We start from the raw sequence: 19,292 nt of genomic DNA on the forward strand, positions 1-19,292 counted from the left end.
CGGAATCGCGAGGAATCCATGCACACCAGCGTATCCAGGCGCACCGCGGCCTCCAGAGGGCGCCGCGGCGCCGCCGCCGTCGCGCTCGGGCTGTCCGCCCTGATGGCGACCCAGGCGGCGCCGCTGGGCACCGCCTACGCCAAGCCGGGGCCCGACGCCGCCCCGTGGGAGCGGTACAACCTCTCCCCGTCCTCCCGGACCCTCCACCCCGCGTCCGTCTACCGGACGACCGGCGGTGTGCAGGACGCGGCCGCCGTGCTGAAGGGCGGCACGACCACGCTCAGCGGCGCCGGGGCGTCCGTCACGTTCGACTTCGGCAAGGAGGTCGGCGGCCTCACCACGCTGCGCTTCGCCGGATCCGATGGCCCGCAGAAGGTCGGCGTCGCGTTCGCCGAGTCGTCCACCTACGTCGACACCACCAGCGACGCCTCCACCGGCGGCCCCCGCAGCCGGGACGGTGCCCTGTCCGTGGACGTCGACGGCGCGACCGCCTACACCACGCCTCCGGAGCTGCTGCGCGGCGGCTTCCGCTACCTGACGGTCTTCCTGGAGTCGGCCGGGCGGGTCGACCTGGACGCGGTGTCCCTGCACTTCACCGCCGCGCCCAAGATGAAGGACCCGTCCCGCTACGCCAACTACTTCCATTCGAGCGACGACCTGCTCAACCGCATCTGGTACGCGGGCGCCTACACCGTCCAGCTCAACACCATCTCCCCGAAGAGCGGCCGGGTCTGGGAGGCGCCGGCGGCGCTGTGGGACAACACCGGCGACATCGGCGTGGGCGACACGATCCTGGTGGACGGCGCCAAGCGCGACCGGACGGTCTGGCCCGGCGACCTCGGCATCGAGATCCCGGCGGCCTATGCCGCGTTCGCCGACACCGAGTCCGCCCGCAACGCGCTCACCACCGTCTACCAGCACCAGCGCGACACCGGCGAGCTGCCGTACGCGGGGCCCGAGCTGGACAAGTACGGCTCGGACACCTACCACCTGTGGACCCTCGCGGCGAGCTGGGACTACTACCAGTACACGGGGGACACGCGCTGGCTGTCGGGCGTCTGGGACCGGTACAAGAAGGGCGTCGACTTCATCACGGGGAAGATGGACGACAAGGGCCTGGTGTCCATCACCGGCACGTCCGACTCCGTCCGGATCCTGGCCAAGGGCGAGAACCTCAGCGCCAACGTGCTGATGTGGCGCGTCCTCGACACCGGCTCGCACCTCGCCAAGGCGCAGGGCGACAACGCCCTCGCCGCGTCCTACGCGGAGCGGGCGGCGGCGCTGCGCACCGCCATCGACGCGAACTTCTGGGACGACGACGCGGGCGCGTACAAGTTCTACCCGGACTCGCCGATCCACCCGCAGGCGGGCAACTCCCTCGCGGTCTGGTACGGCCTCGCCGACCAGGGCAAGGCGCGCCGGATCAGCGCGTCCCTCAAGGGCAACTGGAACGAGATCGCCGCGACCGCGCCCGAGAACAAGGGCAATCCGGGCGTCTTCTCCGGCTCGATGGAGGTCAACGCCCACTTCGCCGCCGGAGGCCGGGCCGCCGACCAGGCCGGAGTGGACATCATCCGGCGCCAGTGGGGCTACATGCTCGACCACCCAGAGGGCACGCGCAGCACCTTCTGGGAGTCGTTCCGCAACCCCGAGGACGGGTGCGCCTTCTGCAGCTCCTACGTGAGCCTCGCGCACGCCTGGGCGACCGGCCCGACCCCGGCGCTCACGTTCTCCGTCCTCGGGCTGAACCCCACCGGGACGGGCGGGCGCTCGTTCGACTTCGTCCCGCACCCCGCCGACCTCACGTTCGCGGAGGGCCGGATCACCACGCCCTCCGGCGCGGTCACCGCGTCCTGGAAGGTCTCCGGCGGCTCCTACACCGCGCACCTGAAGGCCCCGGGCCGGGCCGTGGGACGTGCGGGCGTGCCCACCTTCGGTGCCCGCGTCAAGGTGCACGTGGACGGCCGCCTCGTCTGGGACGGCAGCAGGGCCCGGGCGAAGGGCGTCCGCTCGGACGGCGAGTACGTCTACATCGAGGGCCTGCGCGGCTCCCACACGCTGCGGAGCGATCGGGCATGACGGCCTCCTCCACCCGCCCCGTTCTCCATGGGGGGCGGGTAGAGGGGCTCGACCCGGCCGGCTTGCCCATGGTCAGGGAAATTGATAGTCAGAACCTGTGACGACTACGCCAGAGAGCACCGGCCCCGAGGCTGCCGACCTGGGCATGCTGGCGGGCCGGCTCATGCGGGCCCTGCAGGACGAGCTGTTCCAGCGGCTGGCCGAGCAGGGCCATCCGGACGTCCGGCCGCGGCACGGCACCGTCCTCGCCTTCCTCGGCCCCGAGGGGCTCCGCGCGACCGAGCTGTCGGCCCGGTCCGGCCAGCACAAGCAGATCATCGGCACGATCGTGGACGAGCTGGCCGCGCTCGGCTACGTCCGCCGCGAACCCGACCCCGACGACCGGCGCGCCAAGCGGATCGTCCCGACCGAGCGGGGACTGGACGAGATCGCCAAGGCCCGCGCCATCCTCGCCGGCATCGAGGACCGGCACCGCCGCGCCCTCGGGGACGCCGCCTTCACCGCCTTCAAGGACGCCTTCCAGCGCGTCACCCGCGACCAGGGCCACTGGCGCGAGCACGGCGCGTGATGTTCGGCCGCCGGTCTGGCGGGCACCATCGCACGGCACACACCATGGGCGAGGGGGGACGGTCACCGTGACGGTACCGAAGGTCGACCTCATCGACGGGGCCGCGATGCCGCAGCTCGGCTTCGGCGTGTTCCAGGTCGGCGACGACGAGGCCGAACGCGCGGTCGCGACGGCGCTGGAGCACGGCTACCGCAGCATCGACACGGCGAGCGCGTACCGGAACGAGGAGGGCGTCGGGCGCGCCCTGCGCGCCTCGGGCCTGCCCCGCGACGAGCTGTTCGTCACCACGAAGCTGTGGAACAGCGAGCAGGGCCACGACAACGCGCTGCGCGCCTGCGAGGCGAGCCTGTCCCGGCTGGGCCTCGACCGCATCGACCTGTACCTGATCCACTGGCCCATGCCGGGCCGCGGGCTCTACCTGGAGACGTGGCGGGCGCTGGAGAAGCTGAAGTCGGACGGGCGGGTCCGCTCGATCGGCGTCTCCAACTTCACCGTGGACACGCTGCGGCACCTCCTCGAGGAGACCGACGTGGTCCCGGTGGTCAACCAGATCGAGCTGCACCCCTACTTCCAGCAGGACGGGCTGCGCGCGTTCCACCGCGACCACGGCATCCACACCGAGGCGTGGGCGCCGCTCGGGCAGGGACACGGCCTGCTGGACGACCCGGCCCTCGCCCGGATCGCCGAGGCCCACGGCCGCACCCCGGCGCAGGTCGTCCTCCGCTGGCACCTGGACATCGGCAACATCGTTATCCCGAAGTCGGTGACGCCGTCCAGGATCGCCGAGAACATCGACGTGTTCGGTTTCCAGCTCACTCCGGACGACCTGCGGACGATCGGGGAGATGGACAAGGGCATCCGCGTCGGCCCCGACCCCGCCGTCTTCGAGTCGGACTAGCAGCCGTGTCGGACTGACAGAGCGAGCCGGACCGGTAGGGCAGGTCCGGCGGGTCAGCCGCGCAGCTCGCCCGTGCCGACCAGGCCGGCGAAGCGCTCGCCCTCCGGGTCGGTGTCGCCGAGCCACTCGCGGGGGCCGGTGAGGCCCGGCGGCAGCAGCGCGAACCCGTCGAAGAACCGCCGGATCTCGGCGCTCGGGCGGGCGCCGAGCCGCGCGCTGGCCCCCTCGTACACCTGCTCGGCCTGCGCCATCCGCTCCGGGAATGCGTCGCTCGCCAGGTGCGACAGGATCAGCCGGCTGCCGGGCGCCAGCGCGTCCCGGTAGCGGGCGACCAGCGCGTGCGGGTCGTCCTCGTCGGCCACGAAGTGCAGTACCGACACCAGCAGCAGCGCGACCGGCTCGGACGGGTCGAGCAGGTCGCGGACGGCGGGATGGCCGAGCACCTCGTCCGGGCGGCGCAGGTCCGCCTCGGCGAAGCCCACGTTCGACGTCCCGGCGAGGAGCGCCCGGCCGTGCGCGCAGACCACCGGGTCGTAGTCGACGTAGACGGTCCGCGCGTCCGGGACGGCGGCCGCCGCGGCCTCGTGCACGTTCTCCCGCGTCGGCAGCCCCGACCCGAGATCGAGGAACTGGCGGACGCCCGCCTCCGCCGCGGCCCGCACCGCGCCGCGCAGGAAGGCCCGGTTGAGGCGGACGCCGCGCACCACCCGGCCCTCCGAGATGTCCACGACGCGCTGGGCGGCCTCCCGGTCGGCGGCGAAGTTGTCCTTGCCGCCGAGCCAGTAGTCGTACATCCGCGCCACGTTGGGGGAGCCGGTGTCCAGGCCGGCGGCGGTCCCGTCCGAGAAGTCGGTCACCGGGTCATGATCGTCCCATCGGGGACCGGGCGGCAACACGAACCCCGAACCCCGCTTGCGTCACGGAACGTCACCGAGCGTAACGTTCCGTGCATGGGGGACGATCGGGGGAGCTGGACGGGTCCCGGCGGGCTGCGCGTCACGGCGGTGCCGCTGACGGGCGCGCACCGGGTGCTGGCGGAGTACGCGGGCGTGCGCGGGGACAGCGCGTTCCTGGTGACGCGCGACGGGGCGCTGGTCGGTCGCGGCTACTACCCGTCGGTCGACGAGCTCGCCGAGGTGGTCGACCTGGCCGAGCTGCGCCCCCGGTGACCGCGGGTTGCGCGGGGCGCCGCCGCGCGTGTAGGGCATTGTCCCGTGGATGAGCGCTGGGACGTCGTCGTCGTCGGATCGGTCAACGCGGACCTGGTGGTCGGCGTCGACCGGCGGCCCGCGCCGGGGGAGACCGTCCTCGGCTCCGACCTCGCCGTCCATCCGGGCGGCAAGGGCGCCAACCAGGCGGTGGCGGCGGCTCGGCTCGGCGGACGGGCCGCGCTCGTCGGGCGGGTCGGCGACGACGGGCACGGCGCGCTGCTGCGCGAGGCGCTCGCCGCGGACGGCGTCGGCCTGGACCACCTCGCGACGACGCCCGGGGTGCCGACCGGCGTCGCGCTGATCACCGTCGGGCCGGACGGCGACAACAGCATCATCGTCTCGCCCGGCGCCAACGCCCGGCTGGGCCCGGACGACGTCGCCGCCGCCCGCGGCCTGATCGCCGCGGCGTCCGTCGTGTCGTTCCAGCTGGAGGTGCCGCCGCCCGCCGTGGCGGCCGCCGCCCGCGTCGCCGCCGGCGCCGGCGGGCGCGTCGTGCTCAACCTGTCGCCGCCCGCGCCCGTCCCCGCCGAGCTGCTCGCCCGGTGCGACCCGCTCGTCGTCAACGAGCACGAGGCCGCGTTCCTCCTCGGCGGTGAGCGCGGCGACCCCCGGGACACCGCCGCGGCGCTCGCCCGGTCCGGCCCGCGCTCGGCCGTCGTGACGCTCGGCGCGGACGGCGCCGTGGTCGCCGGCGGCGACCGCGTCACCGCGATCCCGGCGCCGCGAGCCGACGCCGTCGACACCACCGGTGCCGGCGACGCCTTCACCGCCGCGCTCTGCCTGCGCCTCGCGCGCGGCGACACGCTGGAGGACGCCGCGCGGTACGCGGTCCGCGCGGGCGCCGCCGCCGTCCGCCGCCGCGGCGCCCAGAGCTCCTTCCCGACCCCGACGGAGCTGCCCGCGCCCTAGCCGGGCGTGCTCAGCGGCCGGTGCGGGCCCGCACCCGGTACAGCTCGTCGGCTACGTCGTGGACGTCGGCGCCGAGGTCGAAGGCGCTGAGCAGGTGCAGGTCGTCGCCGGTCTCGATCTCCAGCATCCGGGTGCGCAGCGACAGCCGGCGCCGCTCGTCGACCCGGATCGCGGTGACCTCGTCCCACCGGAGGCGGCGGTGCCCGGCGTAGCCCGCCACGACGGTGAGGCCGTCCTCGTCGGCGGCGAGCCGGACCGGCGCGACCAGGTCGCGCAGCGCGAGCGCGTTCAGCCCGATCGCCGCGGCCGCCGCGAGGAACAGGAACTGCGGGTCGTGGCTGTAGAGGACGATGAGCGCCGTGACGGCCGCCGCCGCGGCGCACTTCACCGTCACGTGACCGGGAGGTACCCGCCAGCTGCGCCGAGATCCCGCTTCCATGCCCGCCACCGTAGCCGCTCCCGGCCCCGGACCGGCCGGGGCGCGTCCGGTAGCGTCGCAGGCATGCGACTCGGCGTGCTGGACGTGGGCTCGAACACCGTGCACCTGCTGGTGGTCGACGCCCACCGGGGGGCGCGGCCCCTGCCCGCGTACTCCCACAAGGCCGAACTGCGGCTCGCCGCCCACCTGGACGAGGCGGACCGCCTGTCGGAGGAGGGCGAGGCGCTGCTGCGCGACTTCGTCGACGAGGCGCTGCGCGTCGCCGAGGACAAGGGCGTCGAGGACCTGGTCGCCTTCGCCACCTCCGCCGTCCGCGACGCCGCCAACGGCGAGGAGGTGCTGGCCCGCGTCCGGGCCGGCCGGGAGATCGACATCCGCGCGCTGTCCGGCGAGGAGGAGGCGCGGCTGACGTTCCTCGCCGTCCGGCGCTGGTTCGGCTGGTCGTCCGGGCGGCTGCTGGTGGTCGACATCGGCGGCGGCTCGCTGGAGATCGCCTCCGGCATCGACGAGGAGCCGGACGTGGCGATCTCGCTGCCGCTCGGCGCGGGCCGGCTCACCCGGGACCGGTTCACCGCCGATCCGCCGCCCGCCGAGGAGATCCGCGAGCTGCGCCGGCACGTGCGGGCGGAGATCGCCCGGCGGGTCGGCGACGTCGCCCGCTACGGGCCCGCCGACCACGCGGTGGCCACGTCCAAGACGTTCAAGCAGCTCGCCCGGATCGCCGGGGCCGCGCCGTCCGCCGAGGGGCCCTACCAGCGCCGCGCCCTGTCCGACGCCGACGTGACCGACTGGGCGGAGAAGCTCGCGCCGATGCCGGCCGCCGAGCGCGCCGAGCTGCCCGGCGTGTCGGAGAGCCGCGCCGAGCAGCTGCTCGCGGGCGCCATCGTCGCCGACGCCGCGATGGACCTGTTCGGCCTGGCCGAGCTGGAGATCTGCCCGTGGGCGCTGCGCGAGGGCGTGATCCTGCGCCGGCTCGACATGATCACCGGCTGACCGGGGCCGCTACCAGTTCGGATGGCCGAGGACCCGGCCCGCGGGGGTGAGGACGCGGTCGCCGGTCCCGTCCGCGCGGACCGCGTGGATCACCGGGTCGGTGACGACGCCGCGCACGTAGCAGAGCCAGCTCCCGTCGCGCGACCACACCGGGTCCATGTCGCGCACGGTCCCGGACGTCAGCGCGTGCGCGCCCGACCCGTCGGCGTTCATCACCCAGATGTCGCTCTGCAGCACCGGCCCCCGCACGTAGGCGATCTTGGAGCCGTCCGGGGACCACTCGGGGTCCACGGCGCGCACCCCGTCCGCGGTCAGCCGCGTCCAGCGGCCGCCGGGACGGCCGGCGTCCAGGCTGTAGACCTGCTCGGCGCCGCCGTCGCGCCTGCTCCAGAACACGATCCGGTTCGTGGACGACCACATCGGGTCGTCCTTGGCCGAGTCGTCGCGGGTCAGCTGGCTGACCGCGCCGCCCCGCAGCGCGACCGCGAAGATCTGCCGGACGCCGTCCCGCTCGGCCATGTAGGCGAGGCGGGTGCCGTCGGGCGACCACGTCACCCGGGTGCCGCGCGCGATGGTGGCCACCCGGCGGGCACCGGACCCGTCGGCGTTCATCACCCACGCCTCGCCGCCGCGGGCGTCCATCCTCGTGAACGCCACCTGCTTCCCGTCCGGTGACCGCTCGGGCAGGAGCTCGCAGGCCGGACTCTGGACGAGCGTCCGCACCGACCCGTCGCCGGGCGTGAAGAGCCCGATGTCGCCGTGGCACGTCTTCGGCCAGCCGGGCGCGGTGTCGATGCGCACCAGCATCTGGCCTTTCGGGAAGGCCGCCGCCTCCGGGGCGCCGTCCGTGCCGCCGGACGGCCGGGTCAGGTAGTAGACGCCCGCCACCGCCGCGGCGAGCACGACGCCCGCCGTGGCGGAGGCGATGAGCACGGGCCGCCTGGAGCGCCCGCGGCCGCCGCCCGGCGCCGCGGTCGTGGGCAGTACCGGCGGCGGCACCTCGTACTCTCGCGCGGTGCGCGGCTCCGGAGCGGGCCCCTCCGGAGCGGGCCCCTCCGGGACCGGGCGTTCCGGGACGGGCTGCTCCTGAGCCGGCTGCGGCTGGGACTGCTCCGGGACGGGCTGCCGCGGCACGGGCGGTGGTGCCGGGGGCCCCGGGGCGGGAGCCGGTGCCGGGGAAGGAGCCGGTGCCGGGGAAGGAGCCGGCGCCGGGGGCGTCCACGACTCGCCCAGTTCGGTCGTCACCGCGGCCTCGCCGGCGCCGCCGACCAGCGCGAGCAGCAGGTCGCGGGCCGTCGGCCGGGCGGCCGGGTCCTTGCGCAGCGCGGCCCGGACGAGCCCGGCGAGCGGCGGCGGCAGGTCGCCGACCTCGGGGTCGGCGTGCACGGCGCGGGCCGCGAGGAGCTGGAACGAGCCCTGCCCGAACGGGTTGCGGCCGCTCGCCGCGTAGGCGACGAGGCAGCCCCACGCGAACACGTCCACCGCCGGGGTGACCTGCTGCGTCGTGATCTGCTCGGGCGCGATCCAGCCGGGCGTGCCGACGACCTGCCCGGTGCGGGTGTGCGCGGAGGCCATGTCCAGCGCGCGGGCGATGCCGAAGTCGATCACGCGGGGGCCGGAGATGGACAGCAGCACGTTGCTCGGCTTCAGGTCGCGGTGCACCAGCCCCGCGCTGTGGATCGCGACGAGCGCGGCGGCGACGCCGACCGCGACGCCGTGCAGCATCCCCGGCGACAGCGCGCCCTTGGCGGTGACGTGCTCCAGCAGCGACGGCCCGTCGATGTACTCGGTGACCAGGTAGGCGAGGCCGAGGTCCTCGCCGTGTTCGAGGACCTGGGCGGTGCAGAACGAGGCGACCCGCTGGGCGTTGGCGGCCTCGTCGTGGAAGCGGGCGAGGAACGTCCGGTCGCCGGCCAGCTCCGCGCGCACCACCTTGACCGCGACGGCGCGGCCCGCCTCGTCGCGGCCGAGGTACACGGCGCCCATCCCGCCCTCGCCGATCTTGGCCTCGATGCGGTACCGGCCGATCCGGGTGGGGTCGTCCGGCCGCAGCTCGCGCAGGGAGGGCGCCGTCGGCCCGTCCATGTCGATCACCTTTTCCCCGCGAGCCGCGTCTTGGCGGCCGCCCCACGGCGGCACGCGGCCCCGACGCTTCCTTACGATGACAGAGCACGGCCCCAGGTTCTAGCGTCCGCCGACCGCCGCGGCTCAGTGGAAGTTCCGCGCCTTGACCCGGCCCGGCACCGGCAGCCGCCGCAGCCGCGTCGCGCGGACGTTCACGACCCCGTCGGCGCGCTCCAGCCGCCCGCCGACCAGCAGCGCCTGCGCGTCGACCGCGAGGCCCCGGTACCGCTCGAACACCGGCGGCGGGCACACCACGTTGATGATGCCGGTCTCGTCCTCCAGCGTCATGAACACGATGCCGCCCGCGGTCGGCGGGCGCTGCCGGTGCGTGACGAGCCCGGCCACGACGACGTTGGTCTCGCCGGGCGTCCCCGCCAGCCGCGCCGCCGGGAGCGCGCCGAGCTCGTCCAGGGCCTCGCGGACGTGCGCGACGGGGTGGACGCGGGACACCCCGGTCGCCCACAGGTCGGCGAGGGTCTCCTCGATCGGCGTCATCGCGGGCAGCGCGGGCGCCGCCGCGCCCGGCGTCACGCCCTCCAGCTGCCCGGGTCCGGATCCGGCCAGCGCCCCCGCGGCCCACAGCGCCTCCCGCCGCGACAGGCCGAGCCCGTCGAACGCGCCCGCGGTGGCGAGCGCCTCCAGCGCCCCGGCCGACAGCGGCACCCGCCGGGCGAGGTCCTCCATGCTCGCGTAGGGGCGTCCGGCCGCGATGGCCTCCGCCGCGTCCTCGCCCAGGTTCCGGACCCCGGACAGGCCGAGCCGGATCGCCGGCTGCGGCTCGCTCGGCGCGTGCGGGTGATCGGACTCGACCTCGACGGGCTCCTCCAGCGTCGGGTGCACGGCGCTGGCGTTGACGTCGACGCCCCGGACCACGACCCCGTGGTGCCTGGCGTCGGCGATGAGGCTCTGCGGGCTGTAGAACCCCATCGGCTGGTTGCGCACCAGCGCGGCGGTGAACGCCGCCGGGTGGTGCCGCTTCAGCCAGGCGCTCGCGTACACCAGGTGCGCGAAGCTCTGCGCGTGCGACTCGGGGAACCCGAACCCGGTGAAGCCGAGGATCTTCTCGTAGACGCTCTCGGCGATCTCGGCCGGGATGCCGCGCTCGGCCATCCCGTCCAGGAGCCGGCGCCGCAGCCGCTCCACGCGCTCGGGGGCGCGCTTGGCGCCCATCGCCTGCCGGAGCTGGTCGGACTCGGCCGGGGTGAACCCGGCGCAGTCGACGGCGAGCTGCATCATCTGCTCCTGGAACAGCGGCACGCCGAGCGTCCGGCCGAGGGCCGGCTCCATCAGCGGGTGTGGGCACTCGGCGGGCTCCAGCCCCTTGCGGCGCCGCAGGTACGGGTGGACGGACCCGCCCTGGATCGGCCCCGGCCGGATGAGCGCGACCTCCACGACCAGGTCGTAGAACTTCCGGGGCCGCAGGCGCGGCAGCGTCGCCATCTGCGCCCGCGACTCCACCTGGAACACCCCGACCGTGTCGGCGTCGCACAGCATGTCGTAGACGAGGGGGTCCTCCGGCGGGACGGACTGGAGGTCGTAGCGGCGCCCGTGGTGCTCGGCCACCAGGTCGAAGCAGTCGTGCAGCGCGGCGAGCATCCCGAGGCCGAGCAGGTCGAACTTGACCAGTCCGGCCGCCGCGCAGTCGTCCTTGTCCCACTGCAGGACGCTGCGGCCCTCCATCGCCGCCCACTCGATGGGGCAGATCTCCCCGACCGGCCGGTCCGCGATGACCATGCCGCCGGAGTGGATGCCGAGGTGGCGAGGGAGCGCCAGCATCCGGCCCGCCAGCTCCATGACCGGCGCCGGGACGTCGTTCTCGGAGCCCACCGGGTCGCGCGGGTCGATGCCCTTGGACCACGCGTCCTGCTGGCCGGGGGAGTGGCCGAGCGCGCGCGCCGCGTCCCGCACGGCCATGCGCGGCCGGTAGCTGATGACGTTCGCGACCTGGGCGGTGCATTCGCGGCCGTACTTGCCGTAGACGTACTGGATGGCCTCCTCGCGGCGGCGGTGCTCGATGTCCAGGTCGATGTCGGGCGGGCCGCCGCGCCCGGGGGACAGGAACCGCTCGAACAGCAGGCCGTGCCGGACGGCGTCCACGCCGGTGATGCCGAGCGCGTAGCAGACCGCGGAGTTCGCGGCCGATCCGCGCCCCTGGCACAGGATGCCCCTGCTCCGGCAGAACTCCACGATGTCGTGCACGATCAGGAAGTAACCGGGGAAGCCGAGCTGCTCGATGACGTCCAGCTCCTTGGCGATCTGCGCGTAGGCGCCCGGCTGCCGCTCCCGCTCGGGCGGCCCGTACCGCCGCTGGGCGCCCTCCGCCACCAGGTGCCGCAGCCAGCTCGCCTCGGTGTGCCCGTCCGGGACGGGCCAGTCGGGCAGCCGGGGCGCCATCACCTCGAAGCCGAACCGGCACTCGCGGGCGAGCGCGACCGTCCGCTCCCGCACGCCGGGGAACCGCGCGAGCCGCCGTGCCATCTCCGCGCCGGACCGCAAATGCGCGGTGCCCGCCGCGGGCAGCCACCCGGCCATGTCGTCCAGGCTGCGGCGGGCCCGGACGGCGGCGAGCGCCTGCGCGAGCCGGGCGTCCGCCCCCGGTGCGGCGAAGTGCACGTTGTTGGACGCGACGACGTCCACGCCGACGCGGCCCGCCAGCGCGAGCAGCGCGTCGTTGCGGAGGTCGTCGTCGGGCTGGTCGTGGTCGATCAGCTCGACGAACACGTTCTCGCGGCCGAACATGCCGGTGAGGTTCCGCAGCTCCCGCTCCGCCGCGCCGGGGCCGCCCGCCTCCAGCGCCGCCGGGACCGGCCCCTTGCGGCACCCGGTCAGCACCGCCCAGTGGCCGTCGTGCGCGCCCGCGAGGGCGTCCAGGTCGTACACGGGACGGCCCTTGCGGCCGCCCGCGAGCTGCGCCGACGTGATCGCCGAGCAGAGCCGCGCGTACCCCTCGGCGCCGCGCGCGAGGACGAGGAGGTGCCGGCCGGCCGGGTCGGGCTCGCCGGTCCGCGGCCCCGGCAGGCCGAGGCTCAGTTCCGCGCCGTACACCGTGCCGATCCCCGCGTCCTGCGCGGCCTGCGCGAACTGGACGGCCCCGTACATGCCGTCGTGGTCGGTGACCGCCATCGCCTCCACGCCGAGCCGCGCCGCCTCCGCGACGAGCGAGGCGGGGTCGCTGGCGCCGTCCAGGAAGCTGAACGACGAGTGCACGTGCAGTTCCGCCCACGGCACCTCCGCCTCGGCGCGCCGCGGGACCTCGGGAGCCGGCGCCGGTTCCCCGGCCGGACGCTCCGCCGCGCCGGGACGCCAGGACAGGCGCTCCTCGAACTCCCTCCAGGGGATCGCCGGGTTGTGCCAGCCGGTCATGTGCACCGCCGGGTACTGGACGCCCTAGTCATAGACGGCCTCGATGTGCCATCGCCCGCCCTCGACCGCCAGCAGGTACGCGGCGCCGTCGTCGGTGGTGACCTGGAACCTGGCGCGGCGGCGGGCGGCGGCCGGGTCCCACCAGTGCTCGTCGGCCGGCCACGGGCCCGTCCAGCCGGTCACGGCGGAGCGGCGCCCCCGGAACACCAGTGCCGCCGGAGGCGCGGAGACCTCGCACCGCGCCGACACCACCACCGGGCCGCCGGACGCGTCGAGCAGCTCGACCGCCGGCGGCGCGGCGGGCACGACCGCGGGCGCGGGGCCGGTGACGCGGCCCGGCCACGGGCCGTCAGGCCGGCCCTCCGGGGGCAGGTCGCCGACCGGGACCCGCACGACCCGCTCGCCCGGCCCCCGGCCGCCCGCGAGCACCGGCCGGGTGATCCCCCGGTGGCCGAGCAGCGCCTGGACGCGGTCGGCGGCCCGCGCGATCCGCTCGGTGACGGCCGCCCGGCCCCACAGCGACTCCTGGCGGCCCTCGTCCGGGACGAGCTGGTCGGGCGCCAGCTCCACCCATGCCACGCCGCCCCACACGGCGTCGGCCGAGGCGCCCTGCCAGGCCGAGAGCTGCCACCGCACCCGCTCGGCCACGGCCAGCGCCGACAGCCCCTCGTGCCGCCACAGCCGCCGCTGCACGTTCCCGTCGGCGAACCCGACCGCGACCTCCAGCCGGACGCACGCCAGCCCGGCCGCCGCGAGCCCGGCGTGCAGGTCGCCCGCGAGCCGCTTGGCCGCGAACACCACCTGCTCCGCGCGCTCGGCGGGCGGGTCGAAGCCCGCCCGGACCGACAGGTCGGCCGCCGCGCGGACCGGTGCCACCGGGCGCGGTTCCTCGCCGCGCGCCAGCCGGTGCGCGAGCGCCCCGTCCGCCCCGAACCGGCCCGCGACGTGCCCGGACGGCAGCGCCGCGAAGTCGCCGAGCGTCCGGACGCCGAGCCGGCGCAGCAAGTCGGCCAGCTCGGGCCGGTCGAGCACCGACAGCGGGTACGGGGCGAGGAACGCCGCCGCGCCGCCCTCCGGGACCACGACGCCGCCCTCCCCGGCGCGCGCCGCCAACTCCGCCGCGAACAGCCCGTCCGCGACACCGGACCCGCAGTCGTGTCCGGCCTCGACGACCGCGTCCTGCACGAGGACGCGCAGCGCCTCCTCGCCGCCGTAGAACCGCGCCGGGCCCCGGGCCGCGATCGCGCACAGCCCGGGGCGCACCACCTCCACGCGCGGCGCCAGCTCCGCGACCGCCGCCACGACCTCCTCGAACCGCCGTCCCTCGGCGTCGGTGTCGCGGTCGCGGACGACCAGGTCGGGGCAGCGGCGCTGCGCGTCCCGGAGCCGCTGCCCGCGCCGCACCCCCTCGGCGCGCGCCGCCGCCGAGCACGCGGCCACGCGCCCCTGGACCACGACCGCCCCCGCGGTGGCCGCGTCGATCCCGACCGCGGTGAGCGGCCAGTCGGGGCACCACACCACCAGCACCCGGGTCACGCGGCCCCCTCTCCGGGGCCGGGCGCCGACGCGCTCGCGCGCACGGGCTCCCGCGCGTCGCGGCGGGCCGCCGCCAGCGGCGGGCGCGGTGCCGCCGGCCGCGCCGTGTGGACGGGCGCGCCCGCCGCGACGGCGCCGGGGACGAGTTCGAGCGGCGGCCGGGCGGTCTCGTCCGGCGCCACCGTGCCGTCGGCGGCGGGGAGCCAGAGGCGGGCGCTGCGGCCGGCGCCCGGCGCGTCGCGTCCCTCGGCGGTCACCCGGACGCGGCGGCCCGCCAGCCGGCCGTGGCCGTCGCCGAGCCCCTCCCAGACCGCCTCGTCCAGCCGGAGGCGGAGCCGGACGCCCGCCCACTCGCCGGCGAACGGGCCGGTCAGCGCCAGCACGCAGCCGTGCTTGCGGGCCAGCGCCGACAGCCGCCGCACGGCGGCGGCGCCCGGCCGCTCGGGCGGGCGCAGCAGCACCAGGTCGACGGCCTCGGCCAGCGCCGCGACCACGTCGGGCCACCGCTCGCCCGGGTCGTCGGCGAGCAGCAGCCGCTCGGGTGCGGCGCCCATCCCGGCGGCGGCGAGGACGCCGAAGTCGGGGACGCCGACGACGCCGCACCAGCCGCCGGCGCCGTCCGCACCGCCGTGCCGGGAGACGCCCGCGACGAGCGCGAGGCCGAGCGAGGCGGATCCGGACCCGCCGAGCCCGACGACCGAGCCGGGCCGCAGGCCCCCGCCCGGCAGCACCGGCCGCAGCGCGGGCAGCACGGGCACCGTCGCGCCGCCGTCCCAGGAGGGGCTGTGCCCGGCGGAACCGGGCGCCGCGTCCAGAAGCGCCGACAGGTCCCGCAGTGCGGCCTCCGCCACCGTCGCCCTCCTCTCCGAGTCCCCCCGCACAATTTCGAACACAGGTTCGACTTCTGTCAAGTTGTCGCAGGTCACGCGGTGGAGTAGCGGAGGGTGGAAAGCCCGGTGGCGTCGGGGTTCACGGTATTTTGCAGGCATTATGAGCGGCATGACGAACGACGTGCGAACCCTGGAGTGGACGGGCGACGGGCTGTGCCTGCTGGACCAGACGCTCCTGCCCGGGCGGGTCGAGTACGTCGTGGCCCGCGACGTCGCGACGCTGGTGGACGCGATCCGCCGGCTGGTCGTGCGCGGCGCGCCCGCGCTGGGCGTCGCGGGCGCGTTCGGCGTCGCCGTCGCCGTCCGCCAGGCCGCCCGCGAGGGATGGGACGAGGCCGCCCGCGACGCCGCGATCGCCGAGGTCCGGGAGGCCCGCCCGACGGCGGTCAACCTGGCGGCGGGCGTCGACCGCGTCCTGCCGTTCGTCGCCAAGGGCGCCGACGCGGTGGTGGACGAGGCCCAGGCGCTGCTCGACGAGGACGTGCGCGGCAACCGCGCGATCGGCGCGTTCGGCGCCGACTGGATCCTGCGCCGCGTGGGCGACCGGCCCCTGCGCGTCCTGACGCACTGCAACGCGGGAGCGCTGGCCACCGCGGGGTGGGGGACGGCGCTCGGCGTGATCCGGAACCTGCACGAGCGCGGCCGGGTGGAGCTCGTCTACGCCGACGAGACCCGCCCGCTGCTCCAGGGCGCGCGGCTCACCGCGTGGGAGCTCGCCCAGGCCGGCATCCCCTGCGCCGTCCAGGCGGACGGGGCCGCGCCGAGCACGATCCTGCGCGGCCTGGTCGACGTCGCCGTCATCGGCGCCGACCGGATCGCGGCCAACGGCGACACCGCCAACAAGATCGGCTCGGTGGGGGTGGCGCTGGCCTGCGCGGCGGCGGGGATCCCGCTCGTCGTCGCCGCGCCGTGGAGCACCGTCGACCCGGCCCTGCCGGACGGCGCCGGGATCCCGATCGAGGAGCGCGCGGCCGAGGAGGTGCTGGCCTGGGGCGGCGCCCGCACCGCCCCCGAGGGCGTGGACGCCTTCAACCCCGCGTTCGACGTCACTCCCGCCCGCCTGGTGACCGCGCTGGTCACCGAGACGGGCGTCCTGGAGGTGTCGGCGGGGGAGACCCCCGGCCGGGCGCGGGCCTGATCGCCCGTCCCGATCGCCCGTCCGGGTGGACCGGAGACCCGGCGCACCTGGCGGATCCGGCCATCCCGCCGTCCGGATCGTCCATCATGGTGAGCGTGCCGACCTCCCCCAGCCCCGACCCCGGCGCCGCGCCGCGTCCGGCGCAGCTCGACGCGGTCCTGGAACGGATCACCTACGCCAACGAGGACACCGGGTACACCGTCGCGCGCGTCGCGACGGCCAAGAGCGGAAGCGACCTGCTCACCGTGGTCGGCGCGCTGCTCGGCGCGCAGGTGGGGGAGAGCCTGCGGCTGACCGGCCGGTGGCGCTCGCACCCCAAGTACGGCAGGCAGTTCGAGGTCGACTCGTACACGACCGTGCTGCCCGCGACGATCCAGGGCATCCGCCGCTACCTCGGCTCCGGCATGATCAAGGGGATCGGGCCGGTGATGGCCGACCGGATGGTCGAGCACTTCGGCACCGACATCCTCCGCGTCATCGAGGAGGAGCCGGAGCGGCTCGTCGAGGTCCGCGGGCTCGGCCCGAAGCGCAGCAAGCGGATCGGGGACGCGTGGGAGGAGCAGAAGGCCATCAAGGAGGTGATGGTCTTCCTGCAGGGCGTCGGCGTCTCGACCTCGCTCGCCGTCCGCATCTACAAGCAGTACGGCGACCGGTCGATCGACACCGTCCGCGCGCGGCCGTACCAGCTCGCCTCCGACGTGTGGGGCATCGGGTTCAAGACGGCCGACACGATCGCGCAGGCCGTCGGCATCCCGCACGACAGCCCCGAGCGGATCAAGGCCGGGCTCCAGTACACGCTCTCGGAGGCCGCCGACGACGGGCACTGCTTCCTGCCCGAGCCGAACCTCGTCACCGCGGCGGAGAAGATCCTCGGCGTGCCGAAGGAGCTGATCGTCCCGGCGCTGGACGAGCTGGCCCGCGACGAGGGCGTCGTCCGGGAGCAGATCCCGGGCGAGGGCGAGGACGCCGCCGTCATCCCCGCCGTCTACCTCGTGCCGTTCCACCGCGCCGAACGCTCGCTCGCCCGCGGCCTCCTCGACCTGCTGGACGCCCCCACCGACCGGCTCAAGGCGTTCGCCGACGTCGACTGGGACAGGGCGCTGCCGTGGCTGAAGAAGCGCACCGGCCAGGCGCTCGCCGCCGAGCAGGAGGAGGCGGTCAAGCTCGCGCTGACGTCCAAGGTGTCGGTGCTGACCGGCGGGCCCGGCTGCGGCAAGAGCTTCACCGTCCGCTCGGTGGTGGAGCTGGCCGCCGCCAAGAAGGCCAAGATCGTCCTGGTCGCGCCGACCGGGCGGGCCGCCAAGCGGCTCGCCGAGCTGACCGGGCACGAGGCCGCGACCGTGCACCGGCTGCTCCAGCTCCAGCCGGGCGGCGACCCCAAGTACGACCAGGACGAGCCGCTCGACGCCGACCTCGTGGTGGTCGACGAGAGCTCCATGGTCGACCTGGTCCTCGCGAACAAGCTGGTGAAGGCGATCCCGCGCGGCGCGCACCTGCTGCTCGTCGGGGACGTCGACCAGCTCCCGTCCGTCGGCGCGGGCGAGGTCCTCGCCGACCTGCTCGGCGCCGAGGTGATCCCGCGCGTCCGGCTCACGAAGATCTTCCGGCAGGCGCAGGAGTCCGGCATCGTCGTCAACGCGCACCGCGTCAACGCCGGCGACCACCCGCACACCCGCGGCTACCCCGACTTCTTCCTGTTCCCCTGCGAGGAGCAGGAGGAGGCCGCCGCGCTGACCGTGGACGTCGTCGCCAACCGCATCCCGCGCAGGTTCGGGCTCGACCCGCGCCGCGACGTCCAGGTGCTGGCGCCGATGCACCGGGGCGCGGCCGGCGCGGGCGGGCTGAACGCGCTGCTGCAGGAGGCGCTGACCCCGCACGACGACGCCCGCCCCGAACGCCGCTACGGCGGCCGCGTCTTCCGCGTCGGCGACAAGGTCACCCAGCTCCGCAACAACTACGACAAGGGCGAGGCGGGCGTCTTCAACGGCACCGTCGGCGTCGTCACGAAGGTCGACCCGGAGGAGCAGTCGCTCACCGTCCTCACCGACGAGGACGAGAGCATCGGCTACGCCTTCGACGAGCTGGACGAACTGGCCCACGCCTACGCGATCACGATCCACCGCTCGCAGGGCAGCGAGTACCCGGCCGTCGTCATCCCGCTCACCACCGGCGCGTGGATGATGCTGCGCCGCAACCTGCTCTACACCGGCATCACCCGCGCGAAGAAGCTGGTCGTGCTGGTCGGGTCGCGGCGGGCGCTCGCCGCCGCCGTCCGCACCGCCGGCGCGGGCCGCCGCCACACGGCCCTCGCGCACCGGCTGTCCCAGCGGTAGGGCCCCGAAGGCAGGCGGGGCTCAGCGGTAGCGGGCCAGCTCCCACGGGTCGTGCGCGCAGAACACCTCGACGTCGCCGCCGCGCGCGAGCTCCCGCAGCCGCGCGACGTTCGCGAGCCGCAGTTCACGGTCCACCTCGCCGCCCGCCTGGACGAGCTCCATCAGCGGGTGCGTCACCGGCTCGGGGCGGTCGACCTCGCCGTGGTACATGTACGCGTCCCCGGCGTGCAGGAGCCAGCGGTCCCCGTCGCGAACCGCGACCCCCGCGTGCCCCGGCGTGTGCCCGCCGATCGGGACGAGCAGGATCTCCTCGGCCACACCCTCCAGGGCCCGGACGCCTTCGAACCCGTGCCAGGTCTCGCCACCGCCGTCCGGGTAGACCACCCAGCGCGGGCCGTGGGCGAGCTGCGCGGGGGTCTTGCCGCCGTCCTCCCGCTCAGCCGCGAAGACGTGCACCGCGGCGTCCGGGAAGTCGCTCAGCCCGCCCGCGTGGTCGCGGTGCAGGTGCGTCGGGACGATGTGCCGGACGTCGGCGGGGGAGTACCCGAGCGCCTCGACCTGCCGGACGGCGGTCGCGGCCGGGTCCAGGGTCGGCCCGGCCATCTCCACCCAGTCGTCGAGCAGCCGCTCGGACGGGCGCTCGATGTCGCCGAGGCCGATCCCGGCGTCCACGAGGAGCAGCCCGGACGAATCCGTCTCGACCAGCAGGACGTGGCCGGTGGCCCGCGCCGGCCGCAGCGGGCTCTCCGGGCCGTCGGCGGGTTCGATCTCCCGCATGGGGGCGCAGTCGAGGTGGTGGACGCGCATATGA

15 protein-coding genes are annotated in these 19,292 nt (G+C 75.7%); 8 read left to right on the forward strand and 7 right to left on the reverse strand.

The window, feature by feature from the left end:
- Positions 1 to 18: 18 nt before the first annotated feature.
- The 3 genes from CHF16_RS06790 (at position 19) to CHF16_RS06800 (ending at position 3,545) form a co-directional block, all read left to right on the forward strand.
- A complete protein-coding gene (locus CHF16_RS06790) occupies positions 19 to 2,079 on the forward strand; it encodes an alpha-L-rhamnosidase-related protein (RefSeq protein ID WP_089325041.1) in 2,061 nt (686 codons plus the stop codon).
- Between the two features lie 97 nt (positions 2,080 to 2,176).
- Complete coding sequence (locus tag CHF16_RS06795) at positions 2,177 to 2,647, forward strand: MarR family winged helix-turn-helix transcriptional regulator (RefSeq protein ID WP_245868265.1); 471 nt, start codon at positions 2,177 to 2,179, stop codon at positions 2,645 to 2,647.
- 106 nt (positions 2,648 to 2,753) lie between these two features.
- A complete protein-coding gene (locus tag CHF16_RS06800) occupies positions 2,754 to 3,545 on the forward strand; it encodes an aldo/keto reductase (RefSeq protein WP_089325102.1) in 792 nt (263 codons plus the stop codon).
- A 53-nt stretch (positions 3,546 to 3,598) separates the two neighbouring features.
- Here the strand turns inward: CHF16_RS06800 and CHF16_RS06805 are convergent, their stop codons facing one another.
- Positions 3,599 to 4,402 carry an SAM-dependent methyltransferase gene (locus CHF16_RS06805; RefSeq protein ID WP_218826551.1) on the reverse strand — a complete coding sequence of 268 codons (804 nt, stop codon included), beginning with the start codon at positions 4,400 to 4,402 and terminating at the stop codon, positions 3,599 to 3,601.
- A 93-nt stretch (positions 4,403 to 4,495) separates the two neighbouring features.
- Here CHF16_RS06805 and CHF16_RS06810 point away from each other — a divergent pair, with 93 nt between their 5' ends.
- Both CHF16_RS06810 and CHF16_RS06815 read left to right on the forward strand, forming a co-directional pair.
- On the forward strand, positions 4,496 to 4,714 hold the full coding sequence (locus CHF16_RS06810) for a hypothetical protein (protein WP_089325043.1): 219 nt from the start codon (positions 4,496 to 4,498) through the stop codon (positions 4,712 to 4,714).
- A gap of 45 nt (positions 4,715 to 4,759) precedes the next feature.
- Positions 4,760 to 5,665 carry a ribokinase gene (locus CHF16_RS06815; protein WP_089325044.1) on the forward strand — a complete coding sequence of 302 codons (906 nt, stop codon included), beginning with the start codon at positions 4,760 to 4,762 and terminating at the stop codon, positions 5,663 to 5,665.
- Between the two features lie 10 nt (positions 5,666 to 5,675).
- On the opposite strand, the gene CHF16_RS06820 is transcribed toward CHF16_RS06815, so the two are convergent.
- Positions 5,676 to 6,104: a PH domain-containing protein gene (locus CHF16_RS06820; protein ID WP_089325045.1), complete on the reverse strand. Its 429-nt coding sequence runs from the start codon at positions 6,102 to 6,104 to the stop codon at positions 5,676 to 5,678.
- Positions 6,105 to 6,167: 63 nt separating this feature from the next.
- On the opposite strand from CHF16_RS06820, the gene CHF16_RS06825 reads away from it, so the two are divergent.
- The gene (locus CHF16_RS06825; RefSeq protein ID WP_089325046.1) at positions 6,168 to 7,097 is read left to right on the forward strand and encodes a Ppx/GppA family phosphatase; all 930 of its coding nucleotides are present in this window, start codon (positions 6,168 to 6,170) and stop codon (positions 7,095 to 7,097) included.
- 9 nt (positions 7,098 to 7,106) lie between these two features.
- Here the strand turns inward: CHF16_RS06825 and CHF16_RS06830 are convergent, their stop codons facing one another.
- The 4 genes from CHF16_RS06830 to CHF16_RS06845 form a co-directional block, all read right to left on the reverse strand.
- A complete protein-coding gene (locus CHF16_RS06830; RefSeq protein WP_089325047.1) occupies positions 7,107 to 9,182 on the reverse strand; it encodes a protein kinase domain-containing protein in 2,076 nt (691 codons plus the stop codon).
- A gap of 123 nt (positions 9,183 to 9,305) precedes the next feature.
- Positions 9,306 to 12,584 (reverse strand): error-prone DNA polymerase, encoded by a 3,279-nt coding sequence (locus CHF16_RS06835; RefSeq protein WP_089325048.1) that lies wholly within the window; start codon positions 12,582 to 12,584, stop codon positions 9,306 to 9,308.
- A 24-nt stretch (positions 12,585 to 12,608) separates the two neighbouring features.
- A complete protein-coding gene (locus CHF16_RS06840; protein ID WP_089325049.1) occupies positions 12,609 to 14,120 on the reverse strand; it encodes a DNA polymerase Y family protein in 1,512 nt (503 codons plus the stop codon).
- Positions 14,117 to 14,971, reverse strand: a complete 855-nt coding sequence (locus tag CHF16_RS06845) for a hypothetical protein (protein ID WP_245868266.1) — start codon at positions 14,969 to 14,971, stop codon at positions 14,117 to 14,119. The genes CHF16_RS06840 and CHF16_RS06845 overlap by 4 nt, the downstream gene beginning before the upstream one ends.
- A gap of 148 nt (positions 14,972 to 15,119) precedes the next feature.
- Between CHF16_RS06845 and mtnA the strand changes: the two genes are divergently transcribed.
- Together mtnA and recD2 are read left to right on the forward strand one after the other, a co-directional pair.
- Positions 15,120 to 16,148, forward strand: coding sequence for an S-methyl-5-thioribose-1-phosphate isomerase (gene mtnA / locus CHF16_RS06850; protein WP_089325050.1), 1,029 nt, complete (start codon positions 15,120 to 15,122; stop codon positions 16,146 to 16,148).
- Between the two features lie 95 nt (positions 16,149 to 16,243).
- Positions 16,244 to 18,481, forward strand: a complete 2,238-nt coding sequence (recD2, locus tag CHF16_RS06855; RefSeq protein WP_245868267.1) for an SF1B family DNA helicase RecD2 — start codon at positions 16,244 to 16,246, stop codon at positions 18,479 to 18,481.
- Positions 18,482 to 18,502: 21 nt separating this feature from the next.
- Here recD2 and CHF16_RS06860 read toward each other — a convergent pair whose 3' ends face one another.
- Positions 18,503 to 19,288 (reverse strand): MBL fold metallo-hydrolase, encoded by a 786-nt coding sequence (locus CHF16_RS06860; RefSeq protein WP_089325052.1) that lies wholly within the window; start codon positions 19,286 to 19,288, stop codon positions 18,503 to 18,505.
- Positions 19,289 to 19,292 lie beyond the last annotated feature (4 nt).

Source organism: Actinomadura meyerae (assembly GCF_900188445.1).
Taxonomy (GTDB): Bacteria; Actinomycetota; Actinomycetes; order Streptosporangiales; family Streptosporangiaceae; genus Spirillospora; species Spirillospora meyerae.